The 16,294-nt window shown below is 45.6% G+C and carries 12 protein-coding genes and 1 pseudogene; 10 read left to right on the forward strand and 3 right to left on the reverse strand.

The window, feature by feature from the left end; all coding sequences use genetic code 11:
• Positions 1–91 precede the first annotated feature (91 nt).
• Complete coding sequence (locus CIK90_RS03490) at positions 92–1,423, reverse strand: YihY/virulence factor BrkB family protein (protein ID WP_094464365.1); 1,332 nt, start codon at positions 1,421–1,423, stop codon at positions 92–94.
• Positions 1,424–1,858: 435 nt separating this feature from the next.
• Here CIK90_RS03490 and rlmD point away from each other — a divergent pair, with 435 nt between their 5' ends.
• Positions 1,859–3,298 (forward strand): 23S rRNA (uracil(1939)-C(5))-methyltransferase RlmD, encoded by a 1,440-nt coding sequence (rlmD, locus tag CIK90_RS03495; protein WP_094464366.1) that lies wholly within the window; start codon positions 1,859–1,861, stop codon positions 3,296–3,298.
• An 8-nt stretch (positions 3,299–3,306) separates the two neighbouring features.
• Positions 3,307–4,392, forward strand: coding sequence for a porin (locus CIK90_RS03500; RefSeq protein WP_094464367.1), 1,086 nt, complete (start codon positions 3,307–3,309; stop codon positions 4,390–4,392).
• Here the strand turns inward: CIK90_RS03500 and CIK90_RS03505 are convergent.
• Entirely contained in the window at positions 4,389–5,636 is a 1,248-nt protein-coding gene (locus CIK90_RS03505; RefSeq protein ID WP_094464368.1) for an oligosaccharide flippase family protein, read from the reverse strand. The genes CIK90_RS03500 and CIK90_RS03505 overlap by 4 nt on opposite strands.
• Positions 5,637–5,751: 115 nt before the next feature.
• On the opposite strand from CIK90_RS03505, the gene thrA reads away from it, so the two are divergent.
• Genes thrA through thrC form a run of 3 tightly spaced genes read left to right on the forward strand, consistent with a single transcriptional unit; the run spans position 5,752 to position 10,732 of the window.
• The gene (thrA, locus tag CIK90_RS03510; RefSeq protein ID WP_094434009.1) at positions 5,752–8,190 is read left to right on the forward strand and encodes a bifunctional aspartate kinase/homoserine dehydrogenase I; all 2,439 of its coding nucleotides are present in this window, start codon (positions 5,752–5,754) and stop codon (positions 8,188–8,190) included.
• Positions 8,191–8,195: 5 nt separating this feature from the next.
• Positions 8,196–9,431: a cofactor-independent phosphoglycerate mutase gene (locus CIK90_RS03515; RefSeq protein WP_094464369.1), complete on the forward strand. Its 1,236-nt coding sequence runs from the start codon at positions 8,196–8,198 to the stop codon at positions 9,429–9,431.
• Positions 9,431–10,732: a threonine synthase gene (thrC, locus tag CIK90_RS03520; protein ID WP_094439667.1), complete on the forward strand. Its 1,302-nt coding sequence runs from the start codon at positions 9,431–9,433 to the stop codon at positions 10,730–10,732. The genes CIK90_RS03515 and thrC overlap by 1 nt, the downstream gene beginning before the upstream one ends.
• 129 nt (positions 10,733–10,861) lie before the next feature.
• Here the strand turns inward: thrC and CIK90_RS03525 are convergent, their stop codons facing one another.
• The gene (locus CIK90_RS03525; protein WP_094439669.1) at positions 10,862–11,233 is read right to left on the reverse strand and encodes a thioesterase family protein; all 372 of its coding nucleotides are present in this window, start codon (positions 11,231–11,233) and stop codon (positions 10,862–10,864) included.
• Positions 11,234–11,385: 152 nt separating this feature from the next.
• On the opposite strand from CIK90_RS03525, the gene CIK90_RS03530 reads away from it, so the two are divergent.
• The 5 genes and pseudogenes from CIK90_RS03530 to CIK90_RS03550 all read left to right on the forward strand — a co-directional run bounded on the left by CIK90_RS03530 (position 11,386) and on the right by CIK90_RS03550 (position 16,294).
• Positions 11,386–12,906: a DUF4301 family protein gene (locus CIK90_RS03530; protein WP_094390387.1), complete on the forward strand. Its 1,521-nt coding sequence runs from the start codon at positions 11,386–11,388 to the stop codon at positions 12,904–12,906.
• 1,151 nt (positions 12,907–14,057) lie between these two features.
• Positions 14,058–14,708 (forward strand): recombinase family protein, encoded by a 651-nt coding sequence (locus tag CIK90_RS03535; RefSeq protein ID WP_094439671.1) that lies wholly within the window; start codon positions 14,058–14,060, stop codon positions 14,706–14,708.
• A gap of 5 nt (positions 14,709–14,713) precedes the next feature.
• Positions 14,714–15,514, forward strand: a complete 801-nt coding sequence (locus CIK90_RS03540; RefSeq protein ID WP_094439673.1) for a YqiA/YcfP family alpha/beta fold hydrolase — start codon at positions 14,714–14,716, stop codon at positions 15,512–15,514.
• A gap of 2 nt (positions 15,515–15,516) precedes the next feature.
• Positions 15,517–15,815 (forward strand): annotated as a pseudogene (gene trxA / locus CIK90_RS03545) (thioredoxin).
• A gap of 8 nt (positions 15,816–15,823) precedes the next feature.
• Positions 15,824–16,294 carry a pyridoxamine 5'-phosphate oxidase family protein gene (locus tag CIK90_RS03550; RefSeq protein WP_094439675.1) on the forward strand — a complete coding sequence of 157 codons (471 nt, stop codon included), beginning with the start codon at positions 15,824–15,826 and terminating at the stop codon, positions 16,292–16,294.

Below are 16,294 nucleotides of genomic sequence, written 5' to 3' on the forward strand. Positions count from 1 at the left end.
AAAATTACGTTATTAATTACCTTTCTTTTCAAACATTCTTTTCTTTAGCAGACAAGCACATCGAAAGTTTCTGCTTTCAGACTCGCCCGCTCTACTGAACTTTTGCCAGGTCTTCCAACGGAATATTGCGCAATTGATGCAGGTACTCCGTATGAATTTCCAAAGTTTTACACCATTGTTCCGTGAAGACTGCGCTGACATCAAGTTCTATCTTCCAAGTGCCTACACTCTCCAAATGGTCAACCATAGTGCCTACCGTCATGCTACGCAAGTCATGGGCTGGAATAAAGGAAGATGTCTCACCCTTTTCGTCGGCAGATACCTCCAGCAGCAATTTGGCATCAATCAACTTATAAAGCAAATCGTTGACAATACGTATGGGCAAACGGGTGCGCTTACGCAAGTCGAGAGCGGTCAAAGGCCGACCTCCTTGTTTGAAGCGTTGCGCCACACAACTCATCAACAGAGCACACATCATGACTCGGTAACGATAACTTATTTCGCCTGTATTGGCATCATAATCATAATAATCGAGATTCTGATTCGTATAACAGAGTTCTACGCCAAAAAGACAGATGGTCCAGGAAATCTGCAACCAGAGCATAAACAAAGGTAAGGCTGCAAAAGAACCATAGATGGCATTATAACTCGACAGAAACATTTGAGCATGAATATAGAAAATCTGCACGCCCTGCATCGCAATACCTGCAAGAATACCTGGCACGACGGCACACATTGGTTTTACATGCGTATTGGGCATAAAGATATAAAAGGCGATAAAGAGGCCCGACATCAATACATACGGCACCATGTCTATCAGAAACCTTACCACAGGAGTCAACAACATGAAATCATCCATCTCGTTGACCATAGTCGCCATAAAGATTGACAATCCAGAGGTCAGGACAATAAGGATGGGAAAACAGAAGAACATGGCAAGATAATCCGTAAAGGTACGGAAAATGGTGCGTGGTTTCTTCACCTGCCAAATCTCATTAAATGCCTGTTCCACATTACTCACCAGCATCAAAACGGTATAGAGCATGAACAGCAGGCCAATACCAAGGAAAATACCGCTTTTCGTATGTACCAAATAGCTGTTTACAAAGCCTATGATAACCTCGGCTGCCTGTGGCTGGGACTGCAAAGCATCACGAAACCACACCTCAATATATTTATTATATCCAAAACCACGGGCAATGGCAAAGACCACTGCCAGGATAGGCACAATAGCCAACAGAGACGAATAAGTCAGCGCCGCCGCCTTATTCACCACGCGTTTGGCTGTAAAGAAGCGAATGGCGAGTACGAGTTTCTTAAGGATCTCTATCATAATCCACTTGAACGGAGTCGTATCGTCTTCGTTCAATTGCCATAGTCCGTAACGGAAAAAACCGATTATATGTCTAATTTGCTCTTTCATATTGTTTGAACTGCAAAGATAAGAAAAATATATTATAATTCCCAACAAAGGCGCTGATATTTTCAAGCTATGGGCTTATTCTGCAAAAGGTCGAACCTTAAAAGCCTCATTCTGTTCCCATGCACCTCCACAATAACACGCAACAGGGTCTGCTTGGTTATGGGAATTACTACGGACTTATAACGGACTCATGGCGGAAACGTATCCCGAACACTTCCCGATGGCATCCCGAAGCCAAGAGCAGAGCCATAAGGTCCACTTTATGGCTTTGCCGAGACAAAAAAGACAAGACCAAAGGTCATGGCGTCTCGAAGCCGAGAGCAGAGCCAATTGTCTCTCAAAACATCATATTTTATTCACATTTTTGGATATTTCTAATTTTTGCATTAACTTTGTCCGTCATATCAAACAATAACAGACAAGAAATACAACAATATGACAAGAAAGAAAAAGGCATTACCCATACTCGAAAACATCACCATCACAGACTTTGCAGCAGAAGGAAAATGTGTTGCAAGGGTCAACGATATGGTTGTCTTCGTGCCTTGGGCTGTTCCCGGCGATGTAGTGGATTTACAGGTCAGAAGAAAGAAACATAGTTTTATGGAGGCTGAAATCATACGCTTCCATGAGGAAAGTCCCCTCCGAACAAAACCATTCTGCCAACACTTCGGCACTTGCGGAGGATGTAAATGGCAGCAGCTCCCCTACGAGGAACAACTGAAAATGAAGCAACAACAGGTGAAAGACCAGCTGACTCGCATTGGCAAAATCACCCTACCCGACTTCCGTCCTATCCTCGGTTCGGTAAAAACACAGGAATACCGCAACAAACTCGATTTCGGATGTTGTAACAAACGTTATCTGACCAACGAAGAAATCACTAGCGGACTGCAATTCCAGCGCAACGCCATAGGATTCCATATTACAGGTGCCTTCGACAAAATACTGCCCATTGAGAAATGCTGGCTGATGGACCATCTGCAAAACGAAATCAGAAACGAGATTTTCGATTATGCACTAAACCACGAGATGTCTTTTTTTGACCTCAGAGCACAAACCGGACTCTTGAGAGATGTCATCGTACGCAACTCCAATACGGGCGAATGGATGGTCATCATTCAGTTCCACTATGATGAAGAAGGTGATGAACAACGGGCTGCAGAACTTCTGCAACACGTGGCAGATAAATTCCCGCAAATCACAGCATTACTCTATGTTAACAACCAGAAATGTAATGACACCATAGGTGATCAGGATGTTATCGTGTTCAAAGGCAACGACCACATCTTCGAAACCATGGAAGACCTGCGGTTTAAGGTGGGACCGAAATCGTTCTACCAAACCAATACCGAACAGGCCTACCACCTTTACTCCGTTGTCAGAGAGTTCGCTTTCATGCCTGTTAACGGACAGACGCCCAACGAAGCGCCTCTGATCTACGACCTTTACACCGGTACGGGAACCATTGCCAACTTTGTTGCTGCTAAAGCCAGCAAAGTCATCGGTATCGAATATGTGCCAGAAGCCATTGAAGACGCCAAGGTCAATTCCTGCATCAACGGCATTGGCAATACCCTGTTCTATGCAGGGGACATGAAAGATATTCTGACCGATGAGTTTATCCAACAACACGGCAGACCCGATGTTATCGTGACAGACCCACCAAGAGCAGGAATGCACCCTGATGTTGTAAACACCATTCTGAATGCTGCGCCACAACGTATCGTATATGTGAGTTGCAATCCTGCCACTCAAGCACGCGACCTACAATTGCTCGACGTGGCCTATACGGTCAACGAGGTGCAACCCGTAGATATGTTTCCACACACTCCTCACGTAGAAAATGTTGTATTACTAACCAGAAGATCATAATTAAGAATATGAGAAAAATCGTTTTGCTTCTCACAGCCTCGTTGTTCGTACTCAGCATCAAAGCACAGGAAAACAAACAGGAAAAGAAAACCGTTTCCGTAGAACTTCCACAATGGGTCAAAGACATCAAACTCAGCGGATATGGAATGTTGCAGTATCAGGCTCAAGACCCCTACCGCACAACAACAGATGAAGAGGGAAACATCATCACAGAAAAGAATGCTTCAAACACCTTCAACATCAGACTGCTAAGGCTCATGCTCGATGGAAAAATCGGCGACGTGGCATGGCGTGCACAATTCCAAGGAAGCGGATCGTCTGCCTTTCTTGTTGACCTCTATGCGGAATGGCAGAAATACAGAGAAATACGAGTCAAAGCAGGACAATTCAAACGTGCTTTCACCTTTGAAAGTCCTACAAACCCCATCGACCAAGGTTTCTACTCCTATGCCCTCGTCATCAACAACCTCGTGGGCTACGGAGACCGGACGGGAGAGAAATCGGCAGGAGGACGTGACATCGGCGTCCAACTGCAGGGTGATTTGCTAAAAAACAAAGCCGGACGCTATCTGTTACACTATCAGGTGGGAGTATATAATGGCGAAGGTATCAACACAAAAGATGCTGACAACAGAAAAGATATTATCGGAGGACTTTGGCTGATGCCGGTTGAAGGGCTTCGCATAGGTGCTTTCGGATGGACTGGAAGCAGAGCGGGCGTAGGCACAAAAAACCGTTATGCGCTATCGGCTGAATACAGCAAGAACGACTGGACTTTCCGGTCAGAATACATCCACAGTCAGGGTGCAGCGGCTCCTGGCAAAAACCTTGGCGATAAAGCCGACGGTCTCTACGCATTCGGTATTGCACCTGTCATTCCCAAGAAACTCTATGCCAAAGCACGATACAATATGTACCGACAGGATAAATCATGGAGTTCGTCAAAAACCATGTACGAAATGGGTATCAACTATGTTTTCTGCAAAAACCTGCAGGTCAACATGGAATATGCCCGCGTCAACGACAGAACGATTGCCAATCCTGACAAACACAACTACAACTTTGTAGATCTTCAGCTTGACTTCCGCTTCTAAAGCCGGAAGTCAAACTGATTTCTGGCATAAATATGGATGAGCAATAAGTCGAAAACATGGGCTATAAAGATTCCGACACCCACACCCGAAAGGCCGGAATAATGCCATCCGACAATAACTGAAATCACAAAAAACACATAATAGACCGTCTCCAAAAGAAGATAGTCAAGCGAACGGCCTCGCGCTAAGGTGAGATAAGCAACAGGAAGTGTTGCCGACTTAAGTATCATCGCGCCTGCCCACCAACGGGCTAAAGGAACAATAGGCAGAAACGATGAAGAAAGCAACAATGGTACTAACCACGGCAACAACACCATAACGATCAAGACTAACGGAATAGTCAAACCGGTCAACACCAACAACTGACGGCGCACTATTCCTGAAGCCGCACGATAGTCAGAGATTGCTGACAGACGAGGCATGTAATCCTGTTCTAAAGCGGAAAACAAAATGGCCATATAACCTGCTGTAAGCAATTGGGCTGAACTAAACCATCCTACCACCTGCGAAGATGCTTCGCCTTGAAGCCACACACGAATACCATATTCTGATGCTGCACCTATTACAGCTGCCAAGGTAAAAGCCATTCCTAAACGAAACATGGAGCGCATTTCTGACAATGGAAACAGGGTATTGCCTTTTGGCAACTGCAACGGACATACGCGCAACGAACAAAAAAGTACGGGCAACAGGGCTGCTAATGCTGTTAAAACCACTACCGCTACGATGGATGACGCTCCATAATATATATATAGAGGTACGGTCAGCAAGAGACTCGACAATACGGAGACGATCTGCGACAAGGCCAACCAACGAAGGCGACGGGCGGCTTTGAGGATTGCCAACTCACCTGAACAGACGATCATCAACAAGACTGCTGGCGACAACAGCCAATGCCCCATCAGACCGCAGACAACCAACCCTAACGATCCGCCGGATATCGTCAACAACCGTACAGACCATACGCTCCGAATGCGTTGCACATTCCCTTCGTCAAAAGCCAACGACAAACGACGGACGCCACTCAACGACACACCCATGCCACAAAGCTGGACCAACATATTGACCAACGTATTGAGCAACGAAAGAGCACCTACACCGTCAGGGCCAAGAAACAAGGCCGCACACTTATTGCGGATAAGTGAAGCGACAACATTAACCGCCTGAACGCCACCAAAAAGGCCGGTGACCATTAAAATATGACGGAATGGCGAAATGCCACTGTTTCTTCTGGTAATCTTCATACTACCCTATTAAACGACAAAATGGCTCAAATTATTGCACTATCGGTAATAAATCTCACGATTTTCCTTTTTTTTTGCTTGCATTTGTGAGATTTTTCGTACTTTTGCATACTGTATGAAAGTATTAAAGTTTGGCGGCACTTCCGTCGGTTCTATAGAGAGTATTCTCAGTTTGAAAAGTATTGTTGAGTCAGAGACCCAACCCGTCATTGTCGTGGTCAGCGCTTTAGGAGGCATCACAGACAAACTGATTGCCATTTCACAACAGGCACTAACCGGTGACGAACAATATAAAGAGGAGTTTGAAAACATCGTCAAACGCCATCATCACATGGTGGAAAACATCATCAAAGACGAAACGGCGAAAAAAGCGCTGCTCGGCACACTCAACGACCTCTTCGATCAGTTGCGATCCATCTACTATGGCGTATTCCTCATACATGACCTCAGCGCAAAAACGCAGGCCACAATAGTCAGCTATGGAGAACGCCTGAGCTCGCATATCGTAGGGACGCTTATCAAAAACGGTAAGCGAATGAATTCACGCGACTTCATCAAGACCATCAACAAACAGGGTAAACATACACTCGACACCAAACTCACCAACCAACTGGTGAAAGATACTTTCGCTACTATCGACTTCAATACGACAGTTCCTGTGGTGCCCGGTTTCATCAGCAGAGACAGAGACACCAACGAGACAACCAATCTGGGACGAGGCGGAAGCGACTATACCGCTTCTATTATCGCAGCAGCACTCGATGCTGACGTGTTGGAAATATGGACTGACGTCAACGGATTCATGACAGCCGACCCACGCGTCATCAAGTCGGCTTATACCATCAACGAATTGTCCTACATCGAGGCGATGGAATTGTGCAACTTCGGAGCTAAAGTCGTATATCCTCCTACCATATATCCGGTTTGCGTCAAAAACATTCCTATCAAGGTCAAAAACACATTCAACCCCTCTGATCCCGGAACGATCATCAAAGACAAGATTGAAAACGACCGCAAACCCATCAAGGGTATTTCAAGCATCAAAGGAACAACACTCATCACCGTTACCGGCCTGTCAATGGTCGGCGTGATTGGTGTCAACAGACGCATCTTCACAGCATTGGCAAACAATGGCATCTCAGTATTCATGGTGTCGCAGGCATCGTCTGAGAACTCTACGTCAATAGGTGTGCGCGATGAGGATGCTGACAAAGCCGTTGAAACACTCAACGAGGAATTTGCAAAAGAAATCAAAACAGGAGCTATGTTCCCCATGCACGCTGAAAGCGGATTGGCTACAATCGCTATCGTGGGCGAAAACATGAAACATACACCTGGTATTGCCGGTAAACTCTTCGGTACATTGGGACGAAGCGGAATATCCGTCATCGCCTGTGCACAGGGTGCATCCGAAACAAACATCTCGTTTGTTGTCCACTCAAAATATCTGCGTAAATCCCTCAACGTACTGCACGACTCGTTCTTCTTGTCGGAATACAAAGTACTCAACTTGTTTGTGTGTGGTGTGGGAACCGTCGGAGGTAACCTCCTGCAACAGATTGCATCACAATATCAGGAACTCGCCGATACACGCCAACTGAAACTTAACGTAGTGGGTATCGCCAGTTCACACAATGCCATCTTCAACCGAGAAGGCCTTGACCTGAACAACTACAAAGAGCAGCTGAAAGCGTCGGAGCCCAGCAACATTTCAAAAATGTGCAAGGAAGTGGTGGGCATGAATATCTTCAATTCCGTATTCGTTGACTGCACAGCCAGCAGCGAAGTGGCAGAACTGTACCAGACGTTTCTGGAGCACAATATTTCAGTCGTAACAGCCAACAAAATTGCTGCCTCTGCGGAGTATGAAAAATATGCGAAACTCAAAGAAACTGCGCTGCGCCGTGGCGTGAAATTTCTCTTCGAAACCAATGTGGGCGCAGGACTGCCTATCATTGGTACCATCAACGACTTGAGAAATTCAGGCGACAAGATCCTTAAAATCGAAGCGGTATTATCTGGTACGCTTAACTATATCTTCAATACAATAGCAGCCGACGTACCTTTCTCTGAAACAGTCAGACTTGCCAAAGAGGAAGGCTATTCAGAACCGGACCCACGTATCGACCTGTGCGGTAAGGATGTTATCCGTAAGTTGGTCATCCTTACTCGCGAAGCAGGATATAGAGTAGAACAAAGCGACGTCGTGAAACAGTTGTTCATGCCAGATGATTTCTTCGAGGGTAGTCTGGAGGATTTCTGGAAGCGCCTACCGTCACTTGATGCTGACTTTGAGCGCCGCCGTGAAATATTGGAAAAAGAGAAGAAACGCTGGCGCTTTGTGGCGAGCATGGAGATGGGCAAGACAAAAGTGTCGTTGGAGGCCGTCAGCGAACATCATCCTTTCTATGGTCTTGAAGGATCAAACAACATCGTCCTGCTGACGACAGAACGATACAAAGAATACCCCATGCTCATACAGGGCTATGGAGCTGGTGCAGGTGTAACTGCAGCAGGTGTGTTTGCTAACATCATGTCAATTGCTAATATATAATCACATTGAAACATATCATCATATTGGGCGACGGAATGTCTGACCACCCCGTTGAAAGACTTGGTGGAAAAACACTCTTGGAATATGCACGCCCTGAATACATGAACCGCTTGGCTAAAATGGGACGGACAGGAAGACTGCAAACCATCCCAAGTGGATTTGCTCCGGGTAGCGAAGTAGCTAATACGTCCATTCTCGGATACGACCTCAACAAGGTATATGAAGGACGTGGCCCGCTTGAGGCTGCTTCTATCGGATATGAACTGCATCCCGATGACTTGGCGCTACGGTGCAACATCATCTCGCTGGCGGATGGGAATATCATCACACACAATGGCGGAAACCTTGAAACGGCTGATGCAGATGTGTTGATACAAGAGCTCAACAAATACCTGGGAGATGACCGTGTGCGCTTTATCACTGGCATTCAATACCGTCACCTGCTCGTCATTCGTGGTGGTTCAAAACATGTTGTCTGTGCTCCCCCACACGACCATCCCAATGAACCATGGGAGAAACTATTGGTGAAAGCAGAAGACAACGCACCTGTTGAACCAGGAAGAATGACTGCAGAGGAAACGGCAGAACTCATCAACAGACTCATCATAGAATCCCAGCAGATTCTGTCCGCACATCCTTTCAATCGCAACAGGGCGGCAAAAGGTGAACGACAGGCCAATAGTATTTGGCCATGGGGCGGTGGATACCGACCTTCCATGCAGCCACTCACACAACTCTACCCACAGGTTAAGAGCGGTACCGTGATTTCTGCCGTTGACCTGATCAGAGGCATAGGACATTATGCCGGACTGGAAATCGTCAACGTAGAAGGTGCTACTGGTTTGGCAAATACCAACTACGAAGGTAAGGCACAGGCTGCTATTGAAGCCTTGCAACACGATGACTTCGTATTTGTTCATGTAGAGGCTACTGACGAAGCTGGTCATGATGGCGACCTCGAACTGAAACTGCGGGCCATTGACTATCTTGACAAACGGCTTATCAAACCCGTTTATGAAGCCGTATGTCAAATGAACGAACCCGTATGCATCGCTATCCTCCCCGACCACCCTACTCCCGTGGAAATGCGCATCCATGTCGATGAACCTGTCCCCTTCCTGATCTGGCATCCTGGCATCGAGGCTGACGCAGTAGAACATTATGATGAGGTGAGTTGCGTAAGCGGCAGTTATGGGATGTTGAAACTCAATGAATTTATGAACCAACTGATGAAAATATAATGAAATATTACAGTACAAACGGAAAAGCGCCAAACGCAGACTTGCATAAGGCTGTAGTAAAAGGTCTGGCAGAAGATAAAGGTCTATACATGCCTGAAAAGATCAAGGCATTACCACAGTCGTTTTTCGACCATATCGAGACACTTTCATTTCAGGAAATCGCCTATACTGTTGCCGATGCCTTCTTCGGTGAGGATGTGGAGGCGGATGCGCTGAAGAAGATTGTGTATGATACTTTAGCCTTTGACTGTCCTGTGGTAGAGGTTGAACCGACCATCTACTCGCTCGAACTCTTCCATGGTCCCACTCTTGCATTCAAAGATGTAGGTGCACGTTTCATGGCTCGTCTGTTACAGTATTTCATCAGCAAAGAAAAGAAAGGCCGCGTGAATGTTCTCGTGGCAACCAGTGGAGACACGGGTAGTGCCGTTGCCAACGGATTCCTCGGTGTTGAAGGTATTCATGTCTATGTTCTTTATCCAAAAGGCAAGGTCAGCAAAATACAAGAGTCACAGTTTACGACCTTGGGACAGAACATCACAGCCATTGAAGTTGATGGAGTCTTTGACGACTGTCAGGCATTGGTGAAAGCAGCTTTTATGGATCAGGAACTCAACGCGCACATGTGCCTCACATCGGCAAACTCTATCAATGTTGCGCGCTTTCTGCCACAGTCGTTCTACTATTTCAATGCCTATGCACGCATGAAGGAGCGCGGACTTGCTGATAAACTGGTGGCTTGTGTTCCCAGTGGCAACTTCGGCAATATCTGCTCTGCCCTCTTCGGCAAAAAGATGGGTCTCCCCATCAGCCGTTTTATCGCAGCCAACAATGCCAACGATATCTTCTATAAATATCTCTGTACTGGCAAATACGAACCAAAAACCAGCGTACAGACCTTGGCCAATGCGATGGATGTGGGCGATCCCTCAAACTTCGCACGCATCTATGACCTTTATAAGGGAAGTCATCAGGATATCTGCCAAGACATCAGCGGTGCCACCTATTCCGACGAACAAATCAAAGAGACGATGACACAATGCTATCGGGATCATGGTTACACGTTGGATCCGCACGGAGCCTGTGGTTACCGTGCACTCAAGGAAGGATTGCAACCTGGAGAGGTTGGCGTATTCTTGGAAACAGCACATCCTGCTAAGTTCAAAGAGAAGGTCGATGCCATCCTCCATACCGACATCACCATTCCAGAACGTCTTGCTGCATTTATGAAAGGCGAAAAGAAGAGCATTCCCATGACGAAAGATTTCGTAGATTTCAAATCATTTCTCATGCAAGAATAACATCATCAGGCTATCATCACCACCTTTCTGATATTTTGAAGAAAGGTAAACTTAGGTAAATAATGCAATAAACAAAAAGAGAATCTCTGAATTTGAATAGAGATTCTCTTTTTTTCTTGACGTATGGACTTACAGCTTTGAGAGGAATTTCTCCCGGTCCACAACAAAGCGAAGATGAGTGCCCTCACCAAGCAATTGTTCGCCGCAGAATGCTTTCACAGCATATTCTATTTTCCGACCATCTACTTTGGTCACCTCTGCCGTAGCCGTTACGGTTTCGCCGATTTTTGTCGGCCGAAGATGCGAAGATTCAATATGACCGCCTACTGTAGTACAGCCCTCCGGCAACGCATCAGCAACAGCCAGCATGGCGGCATTTTCCATAAGCGCCATCATGGCTGGAGTCGCCAATACCTTCATATCTCCAGAACCTATCTTCTTCGCTGTTACATTTTCGTCAACAACCAGCTCACTGGTATGTTTCATTCCTGTTTCTATCATATTTCCGTTCTATTAAGTTTTTATAAATGAAATGCGAAATTAGTTGATTTTACTGAAACAGCCAAATATTTTTATCATTCTTTTTTGGTGGTGTGCAATATAATTCCTATCTTTGCATCAAAACAAATTCAATACTAACAATCCTATATATTATGGAATATTCACAAGAAGATCTAAAACAGATTTCCCAAAAAGGAATCAACGAAGCACAAGTAGAGAAACAACTTGAACTATTCAAAAAAGGGTTCCCTTTTCTGAAGCTTGAAGCTGCTGCTAGCATTCAGCATGGTATCATGGCACCCAGCGATGCTGACCGGAAGAAATATATAGAGGCATGGGAAAGCTACAAGAAAGCAGGCCACAGAGTAGTCAAATTCGTACCTGCCTCTGGAGCCGCAAGCCGTATGTTCAAAGACATGTTTGCCTTTGTCGATGCCGACTATGATATCCCCACAACAGACTTTGAGAAAAAATTCTTCGACAACATCAGCCACTTCGCCTTCTACAACGAACTTGATGCTGCCTGCCGCAAGAACAATGGAAAAGGCATCAGCCAACTCATAGCCGATGGACAATACAAAGCTGTAGTAGAAAATATGCTCAAACCGGAAGGCCTCAACTACGGACAACTGCCAAAAGGTATGCTGCTGTTCCACAACTATCCGGAAGGAGCACGCACACCAATGGAAGAGCATCTTGTGGAAGGTGCCCTCTACGCTGCCTCTAACAACGAGGCTCACGTACATTTCACGGTGAGCCATGAGCACATGGACTACTTCAAACAGCGCGTAGCCATGAAAGCCGATTCTTTTGCAAAGAAATATGGAATCCGCTATGACATCAGTTTCTCAGAGCAAAAACCTTCTACCGACACCATTGCTGCCAATCCTGACGGTACCCCGTTCCGCAACCAAGACGGATCTCTGTTGTTCCGTCCCGGAGGCCATGGCGCACTTATCGAGAATCTGAACGAGATCAGCGCCGATGTCATATTCGTCAAAAACATAGATAATGTAGTTCCAGACCGACTGAAAGACGAAACAGTGGAATGGAAACAAATCATTGCAGGAGTATTGGTAACGCTCCAGAAACGCGCTTTCGACTATCTACAGCTGCTTGAAACCGGTTGTTACAACCACCAGCAGATTGAAGAAATCATCCGTTTCGTCCAACAAGATCTTTGCTGCCGCAAAAACAACATCAAGGAACTGGAAGATGCAGAACTGGTAATGTACCTCAAAAAGAAGCTCAACCGTCCCATGCGCGTGTGTGGCGTTGTGAAAAATGTAGGCGAACCGGGAGGTGGTCCTTTCCTCACCTACAACCAAGACGGAACCGTATCGCTGCAAATTCTGGAAAGTTCACAGATAGACAAATCAAATACCGCTTATATGGAAATGTTTACCAAGGGAACACATTTCAATCCAGTCGATTTGGTCTGCGCCGTGAAAGACTATCAGGACAAGCCTTTCAATCTGCCCGACTTTGTAGATCCTACCACAGGATTCATCTCACAGAAATCCAAAGACGGAAAACCGCTTCAGGCACTTGAGCTCCCAGGCCTTTGGAATGGTGCCATGAGCAATTGGAATACTATCTTTGTGGAAGTTCCTCTTGGCACTTTTAATCCTGTAAAGACCGTCAACGACTTATTGCGCAGCCAGCATCAATAAGACTTTGCGATATTAACAAACACCGCGGCACTTTTCCATCATCAAGAAAGTGCCGCTTTTATTTTATCAGAACCTCCGTGTGCAGCCCCTTTTAATGTCGGAAATCGAATGACACGGATTTTTTGCGTTGGTGCTCCGGTGTAGTAGATCCGTAGTTCCGTGGTTCTGTAAATCCGTAATATTTCTGGCCATAGGCCATATTTTATCAAAGATTTCCTCCAAAGATTTCTTGCGAAGCAACCCAAACTCATCCAGCTAAATCAGCATAAAGTATTATAATTTAAGTTAAACCAATACTGGTTTTAGTTAAATATAATTAATAGGCGATATAAAAAGTGCCAAATCTCTTGCATTCTGGGGATTTCATGTTGTATATTTGTATTTTAAGCCGAGGATGATTTCCAAAACAAGAAAGAGACCTTCAAATCAAAAGTTAAACAAATAATTTACAACTAAAAAGTCACTTATGTTTACAAAACAAGTAATTCAACACACCATCCGGTCCCGACAGAGACACAACGGTTTCCCGATCGCTTCTCGTTCGGTTCCCGTTAACTTCTCGTTAGGTCTTCGTTCGTCTCTCGTTCGTCTCTCGTTGCTTATTCGTTAGTCTATCGAAGACCTATCGAGGACCGAACGAGGAACAAGCAAAAAACGAACGAAAGAACAACGAATATCGATCGAGATGCCGACGAGAAGCTATTGAAAACCCAACGAGAAGCCCCCGTCATGGCTTGCAGAATACCCTTTTGCAACCACAAACCAGCATACAGCCCCTCACCCTGCTTCTGCCGAGGCAGACAGCAGTACTTTCAGACCCACTCAGGCATTCTCACGGCGAATCAAGCCATTTGTAAAATTTGAGTGCAAAGACACAGATAAAAATCCAAACAAAAGCCACGGCAATCAGACTTTGTATAATTTTATATTTCATACTCTCTTTAGTATGATATTTTGTTTTTATCTTTATGTGTGTGAAATCATGTATGATTCTTTGGGTTTGTCAAACAAAAAATATCAGTATAATAATGATTCTGAATATTATTGTGTACCTTTGCATGTGAATCATATCTATTTAAGATTAAGTTTTGACTTTTCTGTTATCTATAGGCATATAACTATCAAATTATCAGTCAATAATATATTTTGATATGGCAAAAGTGGGCTACATAATGGCAACCTCTCAGTATGACAAACTGGAAGAAGACCGCAAATGGATGAACGACTTCGGCTGTGTCCGCATCGTAGAAGAAAACGATGAGGACGAACGCAACAGACCGCTCTGGAAACAACTGATGGTTGCCCTGCAAAGGGGCGATGAACTTGTCATATCCAAGTTTTCCAATGCCTTGCGTGGCAGTCGGGAACTGGCAACATTTCTGGAATTTTGCCGAGTCAAGGTCATCCGTATTGTCAGCATCCATGACCAGATTGATTCAAGGAACGAGCTGTTTCCCGAAACAAGGCCGTCCGATGTATTGGAAATGATGGGTGCTTTTCCGGAAGAGGTTCTTCCCCTGCGTAAGTCTGCGGAGCATGTCGTCAATTTACAGGAGAAGATGATAGTGTCACTACCTCCCGTCTCGTCAGCAAAGATGCAGAAGCTCGACAGAGAAAAGACAGTCATCAACCTGTATGTTGCAGGTCATCCCATTGATGAAGTATGGAGAGCCAGCGGTTTCAGAAGCCGAAGCTCTGTGTTCCGCATACTGAACAAACATGGCATCAAGCTGAACCGCGACAATCATTCTGGGCCAATCAAGAGAAAGGGCATATCTGACAATCCACAAGACAAAGAATAAATAGCATGAAAAAGATACTGTTCCTACATGGTTTCTTTGCTACTGGCAGCTGTCCAATGGCGAGAGCACTGAGGGAGGCCTTTGATGGGCAAGCCATCGTGCTGACTCCCGATCTGCCTCTCCATCCCAAGGTAGCACTGAAATACATACGCATGCTTATCGACAAGGAGAAGCCAGACCTGCTCATAGGCAACAGTTGCGGGGCTTTCCTTGCACAGATGCTTTCTCCTGTCGTTGGCATCCCTGCCCTACTTGGCAATCCTCATTTCAAGATGACGGACTTCCTGAGAGAACGCATTGGCGAACATGAGTACAAGGCTCCGCGCATGGACGGTAATCAGACAATAGTCATCAACGAATCACTCATCAATGAGTTTGGGGAACTCGAAGCCACACAGTTTGATTGTTGTAATCCGTATTACAAGGATCGTGTGTGGGGACTCTTTGGTGAACAAGACACACTGGCTCATTTTGAGCCGTTGTTCTTGCAGTACTATAACAACAGCTATCACTTCCCTGGCGGACACACGCCCACAGAGCAGGAAGTCAGGACTTGGTATGCCCCGTTGGTACAGAAGATACTCATGGAGTATTCAGTTAAAGAAGAAAGATTTTTCCGTCACTTCAAGGGAGGAATGTACAAGTATATCCATTCCGCATATGACAGCGAAACTCAGGAACGCATGGTAGTATATCAAGCACTATATGGTGAGGAAGCATACTGGGTTCGTCCCGAGAAGATGTTTTTCGAGCAAATAACAAGAGACGGAAGGACATTTAACCGATTCACAGAAATAGACAGATAAAGATGGAAACATTCAAAGACGTTATATCAGGCGACCAACTGGTCTTGGTCGATTTCTTCGCCACATGGTGCCAGCCATGCAAGATGATGCACCCCATCTTGGAGCAGGTGAAGACAGTGCTGGGTGACAGAATCCGCATCATCAAGGTAGATGTGGACAAGTATGGAGTGACAGCAAACCAGTATGGCATACAGTCTGTGCCCACACTCATGTTGTTTAGACACGGCGAAGTACTTTGGAGAACAAGCGGCGTGGTACAGAAATCAGAGTTGTTGCAACGATTGACCCGTTTTTAAGATAAATATCATTATGGAACAAGAGATGACATTACGTGATTTGGCCAACTATCTGGACAATATCGGCATCCAATTCTTGGCGACAATAGGATTGGACGGCAAGCCGAAGGTTCGTCCGATGCAGTATATGGTGTTGGAGGATGGGAAACTATGGTTCTGCACCAATTCTAAGAAGGAGGTCTATGCAGAACTGCAAGCCAATCCCTTTGTGGAACTCTGTGGCTGCAAACTGGAAAGGGATGAGATGCAGACTCCTTGGATTCGTTTCTCGGCAGAGGCAGTTTTCGAGGAAAGGCAGAACATTAGGGATGCCATCATCGACAAGAGTGCCATCGTGAATGCGCTATATAAGAATATGCGTGACAATCCCATCTTCAAGGTGTTCTATCTGAAGGACATCGACGGATGGATGACCAACCTCGGTCATGTCAAGGGACTGGAGAACAGAGATGAGTTTGCAAGACCTATACATTTCAAATTCTGA

Source organism: Prevotella sp. P5-126, assembly GCF_002251185.1.
In the GTDB taxonomy this organism is placed as follows: Bacteria; Bacteroidota; Bacteroidia; order Bacteroidales; family Bacteroidaceae; genus Prevotella.